Origin of the sequence: Micromonospora gifhornensis (genome assembly GCF_016863515.1) — a bacterium.
Taxonomy (GTDB): Bacteria; Actinomycetota; Actinomycetes; order Mycobacteriales; family Micromonosporaceae; genus Micromonospora; species Micromonospora gifhornensis.
The window spans coordinates 210,943-228,948 of record NZ_BOPA01000020.1 but is presented as its reverse complement, the minus strand read 5'-3'; the positions used below and the strand labels follow the sequence as shown (position 1 = coordinate 228,948).

Genomic DNA, 18,006 nt, shown 5'->3' with positions numbered 1-18,006 from the left:
ACCGATGGCCGGTACCCGCACCCGGGTGCCGGCCATCGGCGTCTTCACGGGGTTCCGAAGGGCACTTGCGCAGGGCCGGTAGGTTGATGATCCACTCAGCAGGCCGCTCCGGAAGGTACGCAACCCATGCCCATCGGCTTCATCCTTGCGATCGTCGGCGCGGTCATCGCGGCCGTCGCCGTCGCCGTCGCACTGCTCGGCGGACAGCGGAGCGTACGACAGGTCGGCGCCCTGACCGCGATCACCGCACTGGCCGCGACGCTCCTGCTCACCGTCGCGTCGAGCGCCCACTCGGTACCGATCCGCTCGGTCGGGATCGTCACCAGCTTCGGCAAGCCGACCGGTGAGGTCACCGGCTCCGGCCTGAAGTGGGTCGCGCCGTGGCAGCGGGTCGGCGAATGGGACGCCGGGCGGCAGAAGTACGACCACATCGGCAACGATGCCTGCGTACGGGTGCGTACCGGCACCCTCGCCGACGCCTGCGTCGAGGTGCTGATCGAGTGGCAGGTCCAGCCGGACAACGCCCCGCAGCAGTTCATGGACTACAAGGGCGACTTCGACAGCTTCCGGGGTCAGCGGGTCGGTGTGCAGCTCGACAGTGCGGTCAACGACGCCTTCGCCTCCTACAACCCGCTGGAGCGTATCGACGCGAAGACCGGCAACCTGAACGTCGACCTCAAGCCCTTCGCCGAGAGCATCAAGTCCAGCGCCGAGGGCCGGCTGGGCAGCGACGTCGACATCCTGTCGGTGACCATCACCCGGGTCAACCACGACGACAAGACCGAGGGCAACATCAAGGCCTTCCAGGACAAGCTCGCCCAGACCCGCAACCTCGAACAGGACCGCCGCAACGCCGAGATCCAGAAGGAGATCACCGAGACCAACGCCAAGGTCGACAAGGTGACCCGCTGCCTGGAGATCGCCGAGAAGAACGGCAGCTCACCGGGTCTGTGCATCAACCCGGGCATCGTCACCGGCAGCGCGAAGTGAACTGACATCCCTCGCCGGACGGCGACTGGACCGGGCAGCGACCGACCGGGCGGCCCACCGGACCGGGCAGGCAGTCCGGCGAGGGCGCGTGATCAGCTGGTCAATGCCTCCAGGGCGAGGTCGACGTCGTGCTGGGTCGAGTACAGGTGGAAGGAGGCGCGGACGTTGCCGGCGCGTACCGCCGCGCGGACACCGGCCCGTTCGAGCTTCTCCTGCGCGCCGGCCACCTGGACGGTGACGATCGCGCTGTCGCCCGGCGGCTGCCCCAGCCCGGTGAGGAACCGGTTGGCCAGCGCCACGTCGTGCGCGTGTACTGCCGGCACCCCGATCTCCAGCAGCAACTCCAGCGTCGGGGCCGCACCGACCCAACTGAACCAGGCCGGTGAGATGTCGAACCGGCGGGCGTCGTCGGCCAGCCGCAGCGGTGGACCGTAGTAGGAGCCGTGCGGGTCCTGACCGGCGTACCAACCGGCGGCGTCCGGGCGCAACCGGTCCCGCAGCTGCGGCGCGAGGTAGGCGAAGGCGGTGCCGCGCGGCCCCATCAGCCACTTGTAGCCGCCGACCACCACCGCGTCGGCGCGGGCCGCGTCGAACGGCAGCCAACCGCAGGCCTGGGTGGCGTCGACCGCGACCAGCGCGTCGTGCGCCCGGGCCGCCGCGACGATGTCGTCGTACGCGGCCACCGCGCCGTTGGCGGACTGCACCAGGCTGAACGCCACCAGGTCGGTGCCGGCGTCGATCGAGGTGGCCAGGTCGGCAAGGGGCACCGTGCGCACCTCGACGCCGCGTTCCCGCTGCACCAGCCAGGGGAAGAGGTTGGAGGTGAACTCCACCTCGGGGACGACCACCCGGGCGCCGGCGGGCAGGGCGGCGGCGATCGGTGCCAGCAGCTGCGAGACGTTGACGCCGACCGCGACGTCGGCCACCGGCACCCCGGTCAGCTTGGCGAAGGCCGCCCGCGACCGGTCGGTGGCCGTGCTCCAACTCTCCCAGGAGGCGGTTCCTGCCCGCCACCCGGCGAGCGCCTCCTGCAACGCGTCCCAGGCCGGGTCGGGCGGTAGACCGTAGCTGGCGGTGTTCAGCCACCCGGGGTGCGGTTGCCACAGCTTCTGTGCCTGCTCAAGCTCCACGCCAACCGACGCTAGTCGCCGGTCCCGGCCGGTGAGCAGCGCCAATCCGCACCCCCTGGCCCTCGACCCGGAGCCCACCGCCACCCCGCCGAAACGGCGCTCAGCACCCCACCCGACCGCGGGCGGGTCAGCTGACGTTGGCGGGGCCGAGGACGCTCTTGAGGTCGGCCATCAGGGCGGTGGTCGCCGCCACCCGGACCGGGCCGAGCCGCAGCAGGGTGGTCCGGCTGCCGTTGAGCAGCTTGACGTGCACCTCGGCGTCGCCCGGATGCAGCACCAGTGTCTCCTTGAGCCGCTCCACCAGGGGCGGAGTGCACCGGGTCACCGGGATGGTCAGGGTGACCGCCTTGTTGGTCGTGCTTGTGGAGATGTCGGGCAGGGACATGTCCATCGCCATGATGCGGGGGATGTCGTCGCGCCGGTCCACCCGACCCTTGACCACCACGATCGCGTCCTCGGCGATGTACTGGCCGATCACCTCGTAGGTGTTCGGGAAGAACAGGGTCTCCACCCCGCCGGCGAGGTCCTCCAGGGTGGCCGAGGCCCACGCCCGGCCCTGCTTGGTGACCCGCCGCTGCACGCCGGAGAGGATCCCGGCGAGGGTGACCACCGCCCCGTCGGGCACGGTGCCCTCCTCGGACAGCGCGGAGATGGTGCAGTCGGCGGCCCCGCCGAGGATGTGCTCCAGGCCGAACAGCGGGTGGTCGGAGACGTACAGGCCGAGCATCTCGCGCTCGAAGGCCAGCTTGTCGCGCTTGTCCCACTCCCCGTCGCCGATTGTCGGCATGACCTGGGTGTTGGTGGCGACCTCGGCTTCGCCGAAGCCCGCACCGAACAGGTCGTACTGGCCGACGGCCTCCTTGCGCTTGACGTCGGCGTACGCGTCGATGGCGTCGGCGTGCACGGTGAGCAGGCCCTTGCGGGAGTGCCCCATCGAGTCGAACGCCCCGGCCTTGATCAGCGATTCGATCGTCTTCTTGTTGCAGACCACCGCGTCCACCTTGGACAGGAAGTCGTAGAAGTCGGCGTACTCGCCCTTCTCCTCCCGGCAGCGCATGATCGAGGTGACCACGTTCGCGCCGACATTGCGGATCGCGCCCAGGCCGAAGCGGATCTCCCTGCCAACCGGGGTGAACGGACCGGCCGAGGTGTTCACGTCCGGCGGCAGCACCTGGATGCCCATCCGGCGGCACTCCGACAGGTACAGCGCCATCTTGTCCTTGTCGTCGCCGACGGAGGTGAGCAGCGCCGCCATGTACTCGGCCGGGTAGTGCGCCTTGAGGTACGCCGTCCAGTACGACACCAGCCCGTACGCGGCGGAGTGCGCCTTGTTGAAGGCGTACCCGGCGAACGGGACCAGCACGTCCCAGACCTTCTGGATGGCGTCGTCGGAGTAGCCGTGTTCGCGGCAGCCGTCCCGGAACGGGATGAACTCCTTGTCCAGGATCTCCTTCTTCTTCTTGCCCATCGCCCGGCGCAGCAGGTCGGCCTGACCCAGCGTGTAGCCGGCCAGGATCTGCGCGGCGCGCTGCACCTGCTCCTGGTAGACGATCAGGCCGTAGGTGGGGGCGAGGATCTCCTTGAGCGGCTCCTCCAGCTCCGGGTGGATCGGGGTGATCTCCTGGAGGCCGTTCTTGCGCAGCGCGTAGTTGGTGTGCGAGTCCACGCCCATCGGGCCGGGCCGGTACAGCGCGAGGACTGCGGAGATGTCCTCGAAGTTGTCCGGCTTCATCATCCGCAGCAGCGAGCGCATCGGCCCGCCGTCGAGCTGGAACACCCCCAGGGTGTCGCCTCGGGACAGCAGCTCGTAGGCGGCCTTGTCGTCCAGCGGCAGACCCAGCAGGTCCAGCTCCTTGCCGTGGTTGAGCTGGATGTTCTTCACCGCGTCGTCGATGATGGTCAGGTTGCGCAGGCCGAGGAAGTCCATCTTCAACAGCCCGAGCGACTCGCAGGTCGGGTAGTCGAACTGGGTGATGATCACCCCGTCGGAGTCCCGGCGCATCAGCGGGATGTGGTCGACGATCGGCTCGGCGGACATGATGACCCCGGCGGCGTGCACACCGGTCTGCCGGATCAGCCCCTCGATGCCCCGCGCGGTGTCGATGACCTTCTTGACGTCGGCCTCCGACTCGTACATGCCGCGGATCTCGCCGGCCTCGGCGTAGCGCGGATGCTTCGGGTCGAAGATCCCTTCCAGGGGGATGTCCTTGCCCATCACCGCCGGGGGCATGGCCTTGGTGATCCGGTCGCCGACCGCGTACGGGTAGCCGAGCACCCGGGCCGAGTCCTTGATCGCGGCCTTCGCCTTGATGGTGCCGAAGGTGGCGATCTGGGCGACCTTGTCCTCACCCCACTTGTCGGTGACGTACTTGATCACCTCACCGCGCCGACGCTCGTCGAAGTCGATGTCGACATCCGGCATGGAGACCCGCTCGGGGTTCAGGAACCGTTCGAAGATCAGCCCGTGCGGGATCGGGTCCAGGTCGGTGATGCCCAGGGCGTACGCGACAAGGGAACCGGCCGCCGAGCCACGGCCCGGACCGACGGCGATGCCCTGGTTCTTGGCCCACTGGATGAAGTCGGCGACCACGAGGAAGTACGACGGGAAGCCCATCTGGATGATGACGCCGAGTTCGTACTCGGCCTGCACCACATGCCCCTCGGGGATGCCGTTCGGGAAGCGGCGGGCCAGGCCGGCGAAGGTCTCCTTGCGGAACCAGGACTCCTCGGTCTCCCCCTCGGGCACCGGGAAACGCGGCATCAGGTTGTGGAACTCGAACATCCCGGTCGGGTCGACCTTCTCGGCCACCAGCAGCGTGTTGCGGCAGCCCTCCAGCCACACGTCGGAATTGTCCACGCCGCGCATCTCGTCGGCCGACTTGATGTAGTAGCCGCTGCCGCCGAACTTGAACCGGTTCGGGTCGGCGACGTTGCTGCCGGTCTGCACGCAGAGCAGCACGTCGTGCGCCTCGGACTGGGCCTCGTGGGTGTAGTGCGAGTCGTTGGTGACCACCGGCGGGATGTTCAGCTTGCGGCCGATCTCCAGCAGCCCGTCCCGGACCTGCTTCTCGATGTCCAGGCCGTGGTCCATCAACTCCAGGAAGAAGTTCTCCTTGCCGAAGATGTCCTGGTACTTCGCCGCCGCTTCGAGGGCCTGCGCGTCGTGGCCGAGCCGCAACCGGGTCTGCACCTCACCGGAGGGGCAGCCGGTGGTGGCCATCAGCCCGTCGGCGTGCTCGGCGAGCAGTTCCGCGTCCATCCGGGGCCACTTCACGAAGTAGCCCTCGGTGTACGCCTTGCTGGTGAGCTTGAACAGGTTGTGCAGGCCGACCCGGTTGCGCGCCCAGATGGTCATGTGGGTGTAACCACCGCTACCGGAGACGTCGTCGCTCTTCTGCTCCGGGCGACCCCACCGCACCCGCTTCTTGTGGAACCGCGACTCCGGCGCCACGTACGCCTCGATGCCCAGCACGGGCGTCACCCCGGCGGCCATGGCCTGCTTGTAGAAGTCGTTCGCGCCGTGCATGTTGCCGTGGTCGGTCATCGCGACCGCCGGCATCCCCTGCCGCTTGACCTCGGCGAACAGGTCCTTGAGCCGGGCCGCCCCGTCGAGCATCGAGTACTCTGTGTGCACGTGCAGATGCGCGAACGAATCGCTCATGCGAAGGCCCCCCGGGTCGGATGATCGAGTCGGTCGACCCACCCTATCGCCGCCGCTGGAGCTGCTCCAGCGCGCCGCGCACTACCGACCGGTGCGGCATCCTGGATCACACTTCCACCCCACTCCACCTGGTTGACCATGAGGTTGGCAGTGGTGCGGCAACTGCTGCGCGCACCGGGGCGAACACGTTGAGTGGATCGATGGGCGCCGCTAGGTTCGTGGCATGAGTCTCCCGACGGAACCGATCGGAAGCATCCCCCGCCCTGCGCAACTCCTCGCCGGCATCGCGGAACACGAGGCCGGCAGACTCGACTCCGACGCCCTCCAGTCCCGGTACGACGACGCCGTACGCGACACCATCGCCCGCTTCGAAGCGCTCGGCTCGCCCGTGGTCACCGACGGCGAACAGCGCAAGCCCAGCTTCGCGACGTACCCCGTGCATGGTCTTGATCACCTGGCGGCCGACGGGGTGGAGATCCCGTTCGCCGACGGCCATTCCCGGCAGTTGCCCAAGCTGACCGCCGGCCCGTTCCGCTACGCGGCCCGCTCCGTGGACTACCTGCGGGCCGCCCAGCGGTACGCGACCGTGCCGGTCAAGCAGTCGGTGATCGCGCCCTCCGCGCTGAGCCTGCTCTACCCACCCGAGGGCATCGACGGGTACGACCGGGAGGCGTTCCTCGACGACCTGGTGAACGAGGCCGAGGCGGATATCCGGGAGGCGTTGGACGCCGGGGCCAGCAGCGTGCAGCTCGACTTCACCGAGGGGCGCCTGGCGGTCAAGCTCGACCCCTCCAAGGGACTCCTCGACTCGTTCGTGGCGCTCAACAATCGGGTGCTCGACCGGTTCACCGAGCAGGAGCGGGCCCGGATCGGCGTGCACACCTGTCCCGGCGGCGACCAGGACTCCACGCACAGCCTCGACGTCGACTACGCCGAGCTGCTGCCGAGCCTGTTCGCGCTGCACGCTGGGGTGTTCTATCTCCAGCTCGCCAGCGAGGCCGACCCGGACCGGGTACTCCGCCAGGTCGCCACCCACTCGCGGCCGGACCAGCGGATCTTCGTCGGGGTGACCGACCCGGTCGACCCGGTCGTGGAAACCCCGGAGCAGGTCCGCGACCGGGTGCTCCGGGCCGCCGAGTACATCGCCCCGGAGCGGTTGGGTAGCTGCGACGACTGCGGCTTCGCGCCGTTCAGCGACGACCGTTCCACCTCCAGGGACACCGCCTGGGCGAAGATCCAAGCTCGCATCGAGGGCACCGCGATGGCCGCCGAACGCCTGGGAGCGTGAGGCAGCGGCACACATCGACCACGGCGCCACCGTGGGGCGCCCGGATGCCGGGCGCCCCACGTCGAGTCCAGATCTCGGTCAGTGTGCGACGGGCAGGTTCGCCTCCTGGCGGGCCCGCTCGTCGCCGCTGAGGGTGTGCAGCGGCTTCTCCCGGATGAACAGCACCGCCAGCAGGGCGAGGAACGCGATCGGCGCGCCGATCAGGAACAGCTCCGAGGTGGCGGTGGCGTACGCGTTCTGCACGATCACCAGCACCGGCTCCGGCAGGGTGGACAGGTCGGGTACCTCGGTGGTGCCGCCGTCGGTCGCACCGGCGGCCGGTCCGAGTTGCGCGGTCATCAGGCCGGTGACCCGGTTGGCCAGCACCGCGCCGAGGGCGCTGACCCCGATCGCGCCGCCCATGCTGCGGAAGAAGGTGAGCACCGAGGTGGCCGCACCCAGTTCGTGGGCGGGCACGTCGTTCTGTGCCGCCAGCACCAGGTTCTGCATGAGCATGCCGACCCCGATGCCGAGCAGCGCCATGTAGCTGAACAGCAGCGGCAGCGGGGTGTCGATGTCGATGGTCGACAGCAGCAGCATCGCGACGCCCATGATGGCGGCCCCGGCCACCAGGTACGCCTTCCACCTGCCGTACTTCGTGATGAGCTGGCCGGCGATCGTGGAGGAGACCAGCAGACCGAGGATCATCGGCAGGCTCATCAGGCCGGCGATGGTCGGCGACTTGCCCAGGGAGGTCTGGAAGTACTGGGACAGGAAGACCGTCCCGCCGAACAGGGCGACGCCGACCAGCATGCTGGCGACGGTGGTCAGCGTGACCGTACGGCTGCGGAAGATCTCCAGCGGAATGATCGGCTCGGCGGCCCGGGACTCGACCCAGACGGCCACCACCAGCAGCGCCAGACCACCGACGACCATGAGCGCGGTCCAGCCGGAGGCCCAGGCGAACTTGTGCCCGGCCAGCGAGGACCAGATCAGCAGGGTGCACACACCGGCGGTGATCAGTGCCGCGCCGGCCCAGTCGATGCGGGCCTTGCGGCGGATGATCGGCAGGTGCAGGGTGCGCTGGAGCAGGAAGATGGAGAGGAAGCTGAACGGCACCCCGATCAGGAAGCACCAGCGCCAGCCCAGCCACGAGGTGTCCACCAGCACGCCGCCGATCAGCGGGCCGGCGATGGTGCCGACACCGAACACCGCGCCGAAGATGCCGGCGTAGCGGCCCAGCTCACGCGGCGGGATCATGGCCGCCATCACGATCATCGCCAGGGCGGTCATGCCACCCGCGCCGACGCCCTGGATCACCCGGCTGACCAGCAGCACCTCCACATTCGGGGTGAGACCGGCGACCAACGAGCCGAGCACGAACAGCCCGAGGGAGAGCTGGATCAGCAGCTTCTTGCTGTAGAGGTCGGCCATCTTGCCCCACAACGGCACGGTGGCGGTCATGGCCAGCAGTTCGCTGGTGACGATCCAGGTGTAGACGGTCTGGCTGCCGTTGAGGTCGGCGATGATGCGCGGCAGCGCGTTCGCGACCACCGTCGAGGCGAGGATCGCCACGAACATCCCCACCATCAGCCCGGAGAGGGCCTGGAGGATCTCCCGGCGGGACATCCGGCCGCCGTCCGCCCCTGCGGCGTCGACCGGCTCGATCGCAGTCGTCATGACACTTCTTCCTCACGCATGGTTCAGTCCTCGACGCGGTCGCGCCGGACAGGTGGTCCTGGTCTGGGTGCCGCAGCCGGGCTCGACACACGCCGGACTCGGCAGGCGGCAGGCTCGGCAGGCGGCAGATTCGGGTGGGTGACGGGCTCGGCGGGCGGCGGGCCCGTGGTCAGCCGGTGCGGGGGTCGGGCAGGCCGGCGGCGATGGTGGCGAACGACTCGTCGAGCAGCGTGGCCAGCCGGTGGGCATCGCCGGTCGCCCACCGGATCATCGCGGCCCGCAGGGCAGCCCCCGCGACCGCCACGACCAGCGCCGGGTACGCGTCGTCGGCCGGCAGTCCGGTACGCGCGGCGATCGCCTCGACGAGGGCCCGTTCGGTGGTGGCGTTGCCGGTGACCAGGCGGCCCAGCAGCACCGGATGCTGGGTCACCACCCGCAACCTCAGCTGCCACAGTTCGGCGTCGCCCTGCGCCTCCTCGACGGCCCCGATGAAGGCGCGGCGCAGCGCTTCCAGCGCGGGTTGCTCGGCGGGTACGGCGGCCAGGGCCCGCAGCACTCGCTCGCGGTCGCCCTCGCTGTCGCCCACCAGGGCGTCGTCCTTGGTCGGGAAGTAGTTGAAGAAGGTACGGGCGGAGACGTCCGCCGCCTCGCTGATGTCCTCGACCGTCACCTGGTCGAGGCCGCGCTCGGCGACCAGCCGCAGCGCGGCGGCGGCCAGGGCGGCTCGGGTCTGCCGCTTCTTGCGGTCCCGTCGCCCCAGCGTCGTCAGCTCGTCCACCTGCACGTCAGAAACCGTAAGGCCAAAGGTGCATACGCTGCAAAGTTTTAGCGTGTGACGCGAATTTCCCCGACTGACACCATGTCGGGCGACCAACACCATTGCCCATACAACACTATTGCCCCACCAACACCATTGGCCACTGGACAACACTGTGCGCCACACAGTATGGTGTGACGCATGGGCAGTGACGACGTGTTGCGGACGCATCTGCAGGAATTACGCCGGGGGACGGTGGTGGTGGCCAGCCTGGTGGCGCTGCGCCAACCCGGCTACGGGTACGCGCTGCTGCAACGGCTCACCGGACACGGCTTTCCGGTGGACGCCAACACCCTCTACCCGCTGTTGCGCCGGCTCGAGGAGCAGGGGCTGCTGACCAGCGAGTGGAACACCGAGGAAAGCCGGCCGCGCAAGTTCTACCGCACCAGCGAGGCGGGCGAGCAGGTGCTGGACCGCCTGCTCACCGACCTCGCCGCCGTGCAGACCTCTTTGACCGCCCTGATCGAAGGAGCCCCCCGATGACGACCTCGCTGACCGACAGATACCTCGCCGCCACCCTGCGCTCGGTGCCGACGGCGCGCCGCGAGGAGATCGCCGACGAACTGCGCGCCTCGATCGCTGACATGGTCGACGGTCGGACGGCCGAAGGGGTCGACGCCGCGACGGCCGAGCGCGAGGTGCTCACCGAGCTGGGCAACCCCGCCGAGCTGGCCGCCCGGTACGCCGACCGGCGACTGCAACTGATCGGCCCGACGTACTACCTGGCCTGGCAACGACTGATGATCGGGCTGCTGAGCACCATTCCGGCCATCATCGGTGTGCTGATGGGCGTGCTGGAGGCCACCGTCTCCGACAACGCCGGCGGCGCGATCGGCAAGGGCATCGTGGCGGCGTTCAACGTCGCGGTGCAGATCGCCTTCTGGGTGACCCTGATCTTCGCGATCATGGAGCGGGTGGGCACCCCGCTCAACCGGCCGGAGTGGAGCGTCGATCAGCTCCCGGACGAGCCCGTCGAGCGGGACGTCAGCCTCACCGACGTGTGCGCCTCGATCGTGTTCCTGGTCCTGCTCATCGCCGCCCTGCCGTGGCAGCACTTCCAGACGGTGGTCGGCGACGGCGTCCGGTTGCCGCTCCTCGACCCCGCGCTCTGGAGCTTCTGGCTGCCGGCACTGCTCGTCGTCCTGGTCGCCAGCATCGGGCTGGAGGTCGCCAAGTACCGGGCCCGCCGGTGGACCTGGCCGCTGGTCGCCGTCAACGCCGCACTCAACCTGGCGTACGCGGTGCCGGTGATCTGGCTGCTGACCAACGACAGGTTGTTCAACCCCGACTTCGTCGCCCGCTTCGCCTGGCTGCGCGACGGCGGCATCGACACCGTCGCACGGATCAGCATCGTGGTCATCGTCGCCACCACCCTCTGGGACGTCGTCGACAGCGCCCTCAAGGCCCGCCGCGCCGCCCGCTGATCCCCTACCCCAGCCCTGCTGATCATGAGGTTGGCGGCAGTCGTGGAGATCCTCCACCGCCGCCAACCTCATGATCAATGCTGCCGGGCGGCGGTCGTGCGGGGAGCGCGGGTGGTGGGGCGTCAGTAGGGTGGGCTTGACGGAACTGGTGCGGACCTGGGGAGTTGCCGTGGAAGTGATCATCGGTTTGGTGTGCCTGGTCCTGATCGTCGTGGCGGTGCTCGGTTTCGGGGTGTCGATCTACAACGGCTTGGTTCGGGCCCGCAACACGTACCGCAACGCCTTCGCCCAGATCGACGTGCAGTTGGTGCGCCGGCACGATCTGATCCCCAACCTGGTGGAGACCGCCAAGGGCTACCTCAAGCACGAGCGGGAGACCCTGGAGGCGGTGATCAAGGCCCGTAACGCCGCGGTCAACGCGCAGGCCACGGCCGCCGCAGCGCCGGGCGACCCGGCGGCGATGCAGCAGCTCAGCGGCGCGGAGAATGCGCTCACCGCCACCCTGGGTCGGCTGTTCGCGCTCTCCGAGGCGTACCCGGACCTGAAGGCCAACCAGAACATGATGCAGCTGTCGGAGGAGCTGACCTCGACGGAGAACCGGGTCGCCTTCGCCCGGCAGGCGTACAACGACGCGGTGATGACCTACAACAACAAGCGTGAGGTCTTCCCGTCCAGCCTGATCGCGGGGATGTTCTCCTTCGGGCCGGCCGCGCTGTTCGAGCCGGACGACCCGCAGCAGCGTCAGGCCCCGCAGGTCTCCTTCTGATGAACTTCTTCGAACGGCAGCGTCAGGTTCGCCGGCTGTCGACCCGGCTGGTGCTGCTGTTCGTGCTGGCCGTGATCGGCATCGTGGTGGTGGTGAACGTCGCGGCGATCTTCGCGTTCAACGCCACCGCCGCCGACCCCGGACAACTGGCCGGCTTCGTGGCCATGGTGACCGTGGCGACCGTCGCGGCGATCGGGCTGGCCGCGCTGGTGCGTACCCTCGCGTTGCGCGGCGGTGGCGGGAAGGTGGCCCGTGAGCTGGGCGGAGTGCCGGTGCCGCCGGACACCACCGACCCGGAGCTGCGCCGGCTGCGCAACGTGGTGGAGGAGATGGCGCTGGCCTCCGGCGTACCGGTGCCGGAGGTCTACGTCCTGCCGGAGGAGACGGCGATCAACGCCTTCGCCGCCGGTTGGGGCCCGTCGGACGCCGCCGTCGCGGTCACCCGGGGCGCGTTGCAGCGCCTCAACCGCGACGAACTCCAAGGGGTCATCGCGCACGAGTTCGCGCACGTGGTCAACGGGGACATGCGGCTCAACATCCGGCTGATGGGCCTGCTGTTCGGCATCCTGTTCCTGACCGTGATCGGCCGGGGCCTGTCCCGTTCCGGGCTGATCAGCGGCGGCAACCGGCAACGCGGCAACAGTGGCGGTGGAGCCAACCCGCTGCTGCTGGTGGGGCTGGCACTGCTGGTCGCCGGGTACGTCGGCGTGCTCGCCGGGCGGCTCATCCAGGCCTCGGTGTCGCGGCAACGGGAGTACCTCGCCGACGCCTCGGCCGTGCAGTACACCCGGCAGACCCGGGGCATCGCCGGAGCCCTGAAGAAGATCGGTGGTCTCTCCGACGGCTCGGAGCTGAGGTCGCCCAAGCGCGACGAGGTCGGGCACATGCTCTTCGGCGAGGCGGCCCGGACCTCCTGGTTCGCCACCCACCCGCCGCTGGCCGACCGGATCCGCGCGTTGGAGCCGTCCTTCGACCCGGCCGAGCTGCAACGGCTGTCCCGGCAGTGGGCGGCAGCGCCACCGTCGGGCCGGCAGGAGGACGTCGCACTGGGCCTGGCACCGTCCGCACCGCCGCAACCCGCGCCCGGCCAGACCCCACCCGACCAGGTCGCGCCCGGCCGGGCCGCCGGGGCGGGGGCAACCGGTGGGGTACGCCCGGACGCGTCGCCGTTGCCGGTGGCGGGAACCCGGGTGCGTGTCGCGCCGACCGAGGTGCTCGGGCGGGTGGCCGCGCCGACGGAGAACGCCTACCAGCACGCCGCAGCCCTGCTCGACCAGATCCCGGCCCCGCTGCTCGACCGGGCCCGCGACCGCGACACCGCCGTGCCGCTGCTGCTGGGCCTGCTGATCAGCGCCGAGCCGCAGGTCCGGCAGCACCAGCACGCTGCCCTGGCCCAGCAGCACGGCCGCGAGCTGGCCGACGCCGCGCTCGGTCAGGCGCAGGCGCTGACCGGGCTGCATCCGATGCTCGTGCTGCCGCTGGCCGAGCTGACCTTCCCGGCCCTGCGTAGCCGACCGGCTCCGGAACTGGAGTCGACCGTGGCGGCGGTGTTCACGCTGATCCACGCCGACGGAGCGATAAACGTCTCCGAGTACTGCCTGTCCCGGCTGATGCTGGCCGAGATCCAGGAATCGCTGCGACCGGACTCGCGCTGGCGCACCGACCGGCGCACGCTCACCGACGCCCGCTCCGCGGCGGGCTTCCTGCTGGCCACGCTCGCCCAGGTGGGGCACGCCGAGCCCGCCGACGCGCAACGCGCCTTCCAGGCCGGCATCGACATCCTGCTGCCCGGCACCACCTGGGCGTACGCGCCGCCGGACAACGGCGTGCTGGCCCTGGAGAGCGCCTGGCCGGTGCTCGACGGGCTCCGCCCGGCGGACAAGGAGCGTCTGGTCGCGGCCGTGGTGGCGGTGATCAGCCACGACCAGATGATGACGGTGGCCGAGATCGAACTGCTGCGGACGATCTGCGGTCTGCTGCACTGCCCGCTGCCGCCGATGGTCGGCGCCGGGATCGGCTGACCGCACCACCTGCCGCGAGCAGCCCCACCTGTTCGACCGACATCACGTCGGCGCAGGTTGGGTCACCGGCCACGGAAGTGGCATCCTGACCCGAGTGACCAGCGAGACAGCCGACGGGTGGCGGCGGCCGGGGCCCACCCCCGAGCAGCAGCGGGTGGACCTCTACGCCGGTCTGGCGGCGACGGCCCTGGCGCTGTTCAGCCTCACCCTGGCGCACAGCACCGGGTCGTTCCTGCTCGGGCCGCCCCCGTCCGGCCTCGAACAGATCCTCTGGACCGTCGCGGTGCCGCTGCCGCTGATCTGTCGCCGCCGCTACCCCACCGTCACCGCGCTGCTCATCTCCGCCGCGTTCATCGGGTCGCAGGTCCGGGCCGTACCCGAGTGGCAGCTGTCCCAGTGGGCGCTGTTCGCCGCCATTTTCACCCTCGGCGCGTGGGGGCGCGATCGGCGGCTGTCCCGTCGGGTGCGCGTCGGCGTGATCGTCGCCATGTTCGTGTGGCTGGCGATCTCCTACGGGATCAACCTCGGCAGTCTGCCGCCGGACGCCTTCGCGGACGCGGTCGGGCCCGTGCCGCCCATCCTCGCCGCGATCGTCACCGGCGTCCTGATCAATGTGCTGTTCTTCGGTTTCGCGTATTTCTTCGGCGAGACCGCGTGGGTCGCCGCCCGCCGACAGCACGAGGTGGCCGAGCAGGCCGAGGCGTTGCGTCGGTCGCAGGCCGAGGCACGCGAGAACGCGGTGGTCGGCGAACGGGTCCGCATCGCCCGCGAGCTGCACGACGTGGTCGCCCACCACGTGTCGGTGATGGGCGTACAGGCGGCGGCCTGCCGGCGGGTCTTCGACAAGGACCCGGACAAGGCCCGGACCGCCCTGACCGCGATCGAGGAGTCCGCCCGCACGGCGGTGGACGAGCTGCGCCGGATGCTCGGTGTGCTGCGGGCCCGCGACAGCGAACCCGACGCCCCCCAGCAGGTGGCCGGGATCGCGCAGGTCGAGGCGGTGGTCACCCGGGCCCGCGAGGCCGGCCTGGAGGCCACCCTCGGGGTGTACGGTGACCCGACGCCGCTGCCCGAATCCGTCTCCCAGGCCGTGTACCGGGTGGTGCAGGAGGCGGTCACCAACGTGTTGAAGCACGCCACCGGGGCGCGGCTGCTCGACGTACGGATCCGCTATCTGGCGCAGGAGGTGGAGATCGAAGTGACCGACGACGGCCGGGGCAGCCGGGCACCGAACGCCGACGGCCTGGGGCTGATCGGGATGCGGGAACGGGTCGCCACGCACGGTGGCGAACTGGAGGTCGGTCCGCGGGCCGGCGGTGGCTGGCGGGTACGGGTGCGGTTCCCGCTGCCGGTGCCGGCGGGGCGGGTGACGTGAGCACCGCTGCCGGGCACGCCGAGGAGTCCGGCAGCGAACGGCCGATCCGGGTGCTGCTGGCCGACGATCACCACCTGGTGCGTACGGGTTTCCGGGTGATCCTGGAGATCGAGGACGACATCGAGGTGGTCGGCGAGGCCGCCGACGGGCACCGGGCCGTCAGCATGACCCGCGCCCTGTGCCCGGACGTGGTGTTGATGGACGTGGAGATGCCCGACGTCGACGGGTTGGAGGCGACCCGGCGGATCCGCGCCGAGCAGGACCAGGCGGGTCCGGCCGTGCTGATCCTCACCACCTTCGACCGGGACGACTACCTGTTCGCCGCGCTGCGCGCCGGGGCCAGCGGCTTCCTGCTCAAGAACGGCACACCGGAGGCGTTGATCGAGGCGATCCGGGTGGTGGCCCGGGGCGACGGTCTGCTCGCCCCGGAGATCACCCGCCGGGTGATCGCCACCTTCGCCCGGCCGGGCGGGCCGAGCACCGGCGGGACAGATCCGCAGGCGGCCCTGCGTGACCTCACCCCCCGGGAACGGGAGGTCCTGGTCCTGGTCGCCGGGGGTGCCAGCAACGCCGAGATCGCCACCGCGCTGCACCTCGGCGAGGCGACCGTCAAGTCGCACGTCAGCCGGGTGCTGGCCAAGTTGGAGCTGCGGGACCGGGTGCAGGCGGTGGTCTTCGCCTACGAGCAGGGGGTGGTCCGACCCGGCGGGTGAGCGGACTCCACCGCGAGGAGGAGTCACGATCTCCGTCGCCGGGCGGACGGCAGTCGATCATCAGAGAACTAGCGTGGACGCCGTGACCACAGTCCTCCGCCTCGACGGCGTCGACCGTAGCTTCGGCGACCGCCAGGTGCTCAAGAGCGTGTCCTTCGAGGTCGCCGCCGGCCGGATGACCGGCTTCGTCGGCGGTAACGGCGCCGGCAAGACCACCACCATGCGGATCATCCTCGGCGTACTGGCCGCCGACGCGGGTCGGGTGACCTGGGGCGGTCGGCCACTGGACCGCCAGATCCGGGGACGCTTCGGCTACATGCCGGAGGAGCGTGGCCTCTACCCGAAGATGAGCGTCCGCGAACAGGTGGTCTACCTGGGCCGACTGCACGGGATGACCGCGGAGGGTGCCCGACGCGCCACCGACACCCTGCTGGAGCGGATCGGGCTCGACGAGCGGGGCGACGACCTGCTGGAGACGCTGTCGCTGGGCAACCAGCAGCGCGCCCAGATCGCCGCCGCGCTGGTGCACGACCCCGAGGTGCTGGTGCTCGACGAGCCGTTCTCCGGGCTGGACCCGATGGCCGTGGACACCATCCTGACGGTGCTGCGGGAGCGCGCCGCCGCCGGCGTACCGGTGCTGTTCTCCAGCCATCAACTCGACGTGGTCGAACGCCTCTGCGACGACCTGGTGATCATCGCCGACGGCACGATCCGCGCCGCCGGCAGCCGGGAGCTGCTGCGGTCCTCTGCCACCACCCGCCGCTTCGAGCTGGTAGTGGACACCGACGCGGGCTGGCTGCGGGACCAGGCCGGGGTCAGCCTGGTCGACCTGGACGGCCCCCGCGCCGTCTTCGACCTCGCCGCCGACACCGACGAGCAGCCGGTGCTGCACGCCGCACTCGCCCGTGGCCCGGTGCGCGCGTTCCGGCCGGTCACCCCGTCCCTCGCCGAGATCTTCCGAGAGGTCACCAAGTGAACACCTTCGAGGCCACCCGGCTGGTCGCCGCCCGCGAGATCCGGGTCAAGCTGCGCGACCGCACCTTCCTGATCAGTACGCTGTTCTTCCTGCTCATCGCGGCGGCGGCGACCATCCTGCCGCCCCTGCTCGCCGGTGGGCCGTCCACCGTGGCGGTGACCGAGGCGGCGGCCGGCCCGCTGCGCGAGGCGGGGCTCGAGGTGCGGGTCGTGGCCGACGACGCCGCCGCCGAGCAGGCGGTCCGCGACGGCGACGCCGACGCCGCGGTCGTCGCCGGCCCGGCCGTGCTGGCCATGAACGACGCCCCCACCGACGTGGTGTCCGCCCTGAGCAGCGCGCCCCCGGTGCGGCTGTTGAACCCGGACGCGGTGGACCCGGTGGTGGCCTTCCTGGTGCCGTTCGCCTTCGCCTTCATCTTCTTCATCACCTCGCAGACCTTCGGCATGCAGATCGCGCAGAGCATCATCGAGGAGAAGCAGACCCGGATCGTGGAGATCCTCGTCGCCGCGGTGCCGGTGCGCGCCCTGCTGGCCGGCAAGATGCTCGCCGGCACCCTGCTCGCGCTGGGGCAGATCGGGCTGATCGCCGCCGTCGCGTTGGCCGGCATGGCGTTCGGCGACAGCAACCAGTTGCTCTCCCTGCTCGGCCCGGCGATCGGCTGGTTCGTGCCGTTCTTCCTGCTCGGTTTCGTGCTGATCGCCTCGATGTGGGCGGCGGCCGGCGCGCTGGTCAACCGGCTGGAGGACATCAGCGGGGTGTCCATGCCGGTGCAGCTCGCGGTGATGCTGCCGTTCTTCGCGGTGATCTTCCTCAACGACAACGCCGGTGCCATGCAGGTGCTGTCCTACCTGCCGTTCTCGTCGCCGACCGCGATGCCGCTGCGGCTGTTCAACGGCGACGCCGCCGTCTGGGAACTCTTCGCCTCGCTGGCCCTGCTGCTGGTCGCGGCGGCCGGCTTCGTGCTCGCCGGGTCCCGGGTGTACGAGGGTTCGCTGCTGCGCACCAACGGCCGCACCTCGATCCGTACCGCCTGGCGGGAGCGCGAGACGCTGGGCTGACGGCACCCGGCCCGGTGCAGCGTGCCGACGTCCTCTCCGGGACGTCGGCACGCTTGCAGATCACCCGTATTCGTGATGAATAGCCGCATAACGGTCACAGGCCCACAGAAGCCCCTAATCTCCTCCTC

General features: G+C 70.3%; 14 protein-coding genes. 10 read left to right on the top strand and 4 right to left on the bottom strand.

The annotated features are described in order from the left end of the window. Positions 1-126: 126 nt before the first annotated feature. Complete coding sequence (locus Vgi01_RS15730; RefSeq protein ID WP_204291500.1) at positions 127-990, top strand: SPFH domain-containing protein; 864 nt, start codon at positions 127-129, stop codon at positions 988-990. Positions 991-1,082: 92 nt separating this feature from the next. Here Vgi01_RS15730 and Vgi01_RS15725 read toward each other — a convergent pair whose 3' ends face one another. Both Vgi01_RS15725 and dnaE read right to left on the bottom strand, forming a co-directional pair. After that, positions 1,083-2,120, bottom strand: coding sequence for an aminotransferase class V-fold PLP-dependent enzyme (locus Vgi01_RS15725; protein WP_204291499.1), 1,038 nt, complete (start codon positions 2,118-2,120; stop codon positions 1,083-1,085). A 127-nt stretch (positions 2,121-2,247) separates the two neighbouring features. Then, positions 2,248-5,781, bottom strand: a complete 3,534-nt coding sequence (gene dnaE / locus Vgi01_RS15720; protein WP_102658055.1) for a DNA polymerase III subunit alpha — start codon at positions 5,779-5,781, stop codon at positions 2,248-2,250. A gap of 223 nt (positions 5,782-6,004) precedes the next feature. Between dnaE and Vgi01_RS15715 the strand changes: the two genes are divergently transcribed. After that, positions 6,005-7,069, top strand: coding sequence for a cobalamin-independent methionine synthase II family protein (locus Vgi01_RS15715; protein WP_204291498.1), 1,065 nt, complete (start codon positions 6,005-6,007; stop codon positions 7,067-7,069). 78 nt (positions 7,070-7,147) lie between these two features. Here Vgi01_RS15715 and Vgi01_RS15710 read toward each other — a convergent pair whose 3' ends face one another. Continuing rightward, a complete protein-coding gene (locus Vgi01_RS15710) occupies positions 7,148-8,728 on the bottom strand; it encodes an MDR family MFS transporter (protein WP_102658057.1) in 1,581 nt (526 codons plus the stop codon). A 169-nt stretch (positions 8,729-8,897) separates the two neighbouring features. Then, on the bottom strand, positions 8,898-9,512 hold the full coding sequence (locus tag Vgi01_RS15705) for an acyl-CoA-like ligand-binding transcription factor (RefSeq protein ID WP_102658058.1): 615 nt from the start codon (positions 9,510-9,512) through the stop codon (positions 8,898-8,900). A 174-nt stretch (positions 9,513-9,686) separates the two neighbouring features. On the opposite strand from Vgi01_RS15705, the gene Vgi01_RS15700 reads away from it, so the two are divergent. From Vgi01_RS15700 to Vgi01_RS15665, 8 genes are all read left to right on the top strand, one after another. Further along, positions 9,687-10,028 carry a PadR family transcriptional regulator gene (locus Vgi01_RS15700; RefSeq protein ID WP_013732708.1) on the top strand — a complete coding sequence of 114 codons (342 nt, stop codon included), beginning with the start codon at positions 9,687-9,689 and terminating at the stop codon, positions 10,026-10,028. Then, complete coding sequence (locus Vgi01_RS15695) at positions 10,025-10,969, top strand: permease prefix domain 1-containing protein (RefSeq protein WP_102658060.1); 945 nt, start codon at positions 10,025-10,027, stop codon at positions 10,967-10,969. Before Vgi01_RS15700 ends, Vgi01_RS15695 begins: the two co-directional genes overlap by 4 nt. Positions 10,970-11,138: 169 nt before the next feature. Beyond that, positions 11,139-11,735, top strand: a complete 597-nt coding sequence (locus Vgi01_RS15690) for a LemA family protein (protein WP_199180188.1) — start codon at positions 11,139-11,141, stop codon at positions 11,733-11,735. Continuing rightward, entirely contained in the window at positions 11,735-13,756 is a 2,022-nt protein-coding gene (locus Vgi01_RS15685; protein ID WP_204291497.1) for a M48 family metallopeptidase, read from the top strand. Before Vgi01_RS15690 ends, Vgi01_RS15685 begins: the two co-directional genes overlap by 1 nt. 94 nt (positions 13,757-13,850) lie before the next feature. Continuing rightward, positions 13,851-15,131 (top strand): sensor histidine kinase, encoded by a 1,281-nt coding sequence (locus Vgi01_RS15680; RefSeq protein ID WP_204291496.1) that lies wholly within the window; start codon positions 13,851-13,853, stop codon positions 15,129-15,131. Next, entirely contained in the window at positions 15,128-15,844 is a 717-nt protein-coding gene (locus Vgi01_RS15675) for a response regulator (RefSeq protein ID WP_239088986.1), read from the top strand. Before Vgi01_RS15680 ends, Vgi01_RS15675 begins: the two co-directional genes overlap by 4 nt. Before the next feature lie 82 nt (positions 15,845-15,926). Continuing rightward, on the top strand, positions 15,927-16,820 hold the full coding sequence (locus Vgi01_RS15670) for an ABC transporter ATP-binding protein (RefSeq protein WP_204291495.1): 894 nt from the start codon (positions 15,927-15,929) through the stop codon (positions 16,818-16,820). After that, the gene (locus tag Vgi01_RS15665; protein WP_204291494.1) at positions 16,817-17,878 is read left to right on the top strand and encodes an ABC transporter permease; all 1,062 of its coding nucleotides are present in this window, start codon (positions 16,817-16,819) and stop codon (positions 17,876-17,878) included. The genes Vgi01_RS15670 and Vgi01_RS15665 overlap by 4 nt, the downstream gene beginning before the upstream one ends. The last annotated feature ends 128 nt before the right edge of the window (positions 17,879-18,006 follow it).

What these genes read in the sequence shown, in the direction of transcription:
- Vgi01_RS15700 (WP_013732708.1), top strand. Translation starts at nt 9,687, where the DNA reads ATGGGCAGTGACGACGTGTTGCGGACGCATCTGCAGGAATTACGCCGG.
- Vgi01_RS15710 (WP_102658057.1), bottom strand. Translation starts at nt 8,728, where the DNA reads ATGACGACTGCGATCGAGCCGGTCGACGCCGCAGGGGCGGACGGCGGC.
- Vgi01_RS15685 (WP_204291497.1), top strand. Translation starts at nt 11,735, where the DNA reads ATGAACTTCTTCGAACGGCAGCGTCAGGTTCGCCGGCTGTCGACCCGG.
- Vgi01_RS15695 (WP_102658060.1), top strand. Translation starts at nt 10,025, where the DNA reads ATGACGACCTCGCTGACCGACAGATACCTCGCCGCCACCCTGCGCTCG.
- dnaE (WP_102658055.1), bottom strand. Translation starts at nt 5,781, where the DNA reads ATGAGCGATTCGTTCGCGCATCTGCACGTGCACACAGAGTACTCGATG.
- Vgi01_RS15715 (WP_204291498.1), top strand. Translation starts at nt 6,005, where the DNA reads ATGAGTCTCCCGACGGAACCGATCGGAAGCATCCCCCGCCCTGCGCAA.
- Vgi01_RS15730 (WP_204291500.1), top strand. Translation starts at nt 127, where the DNA reads ATGCCCATCGGCTTCATCCTTGCGATCGTCGGCGCGGTCATCGCGGCC.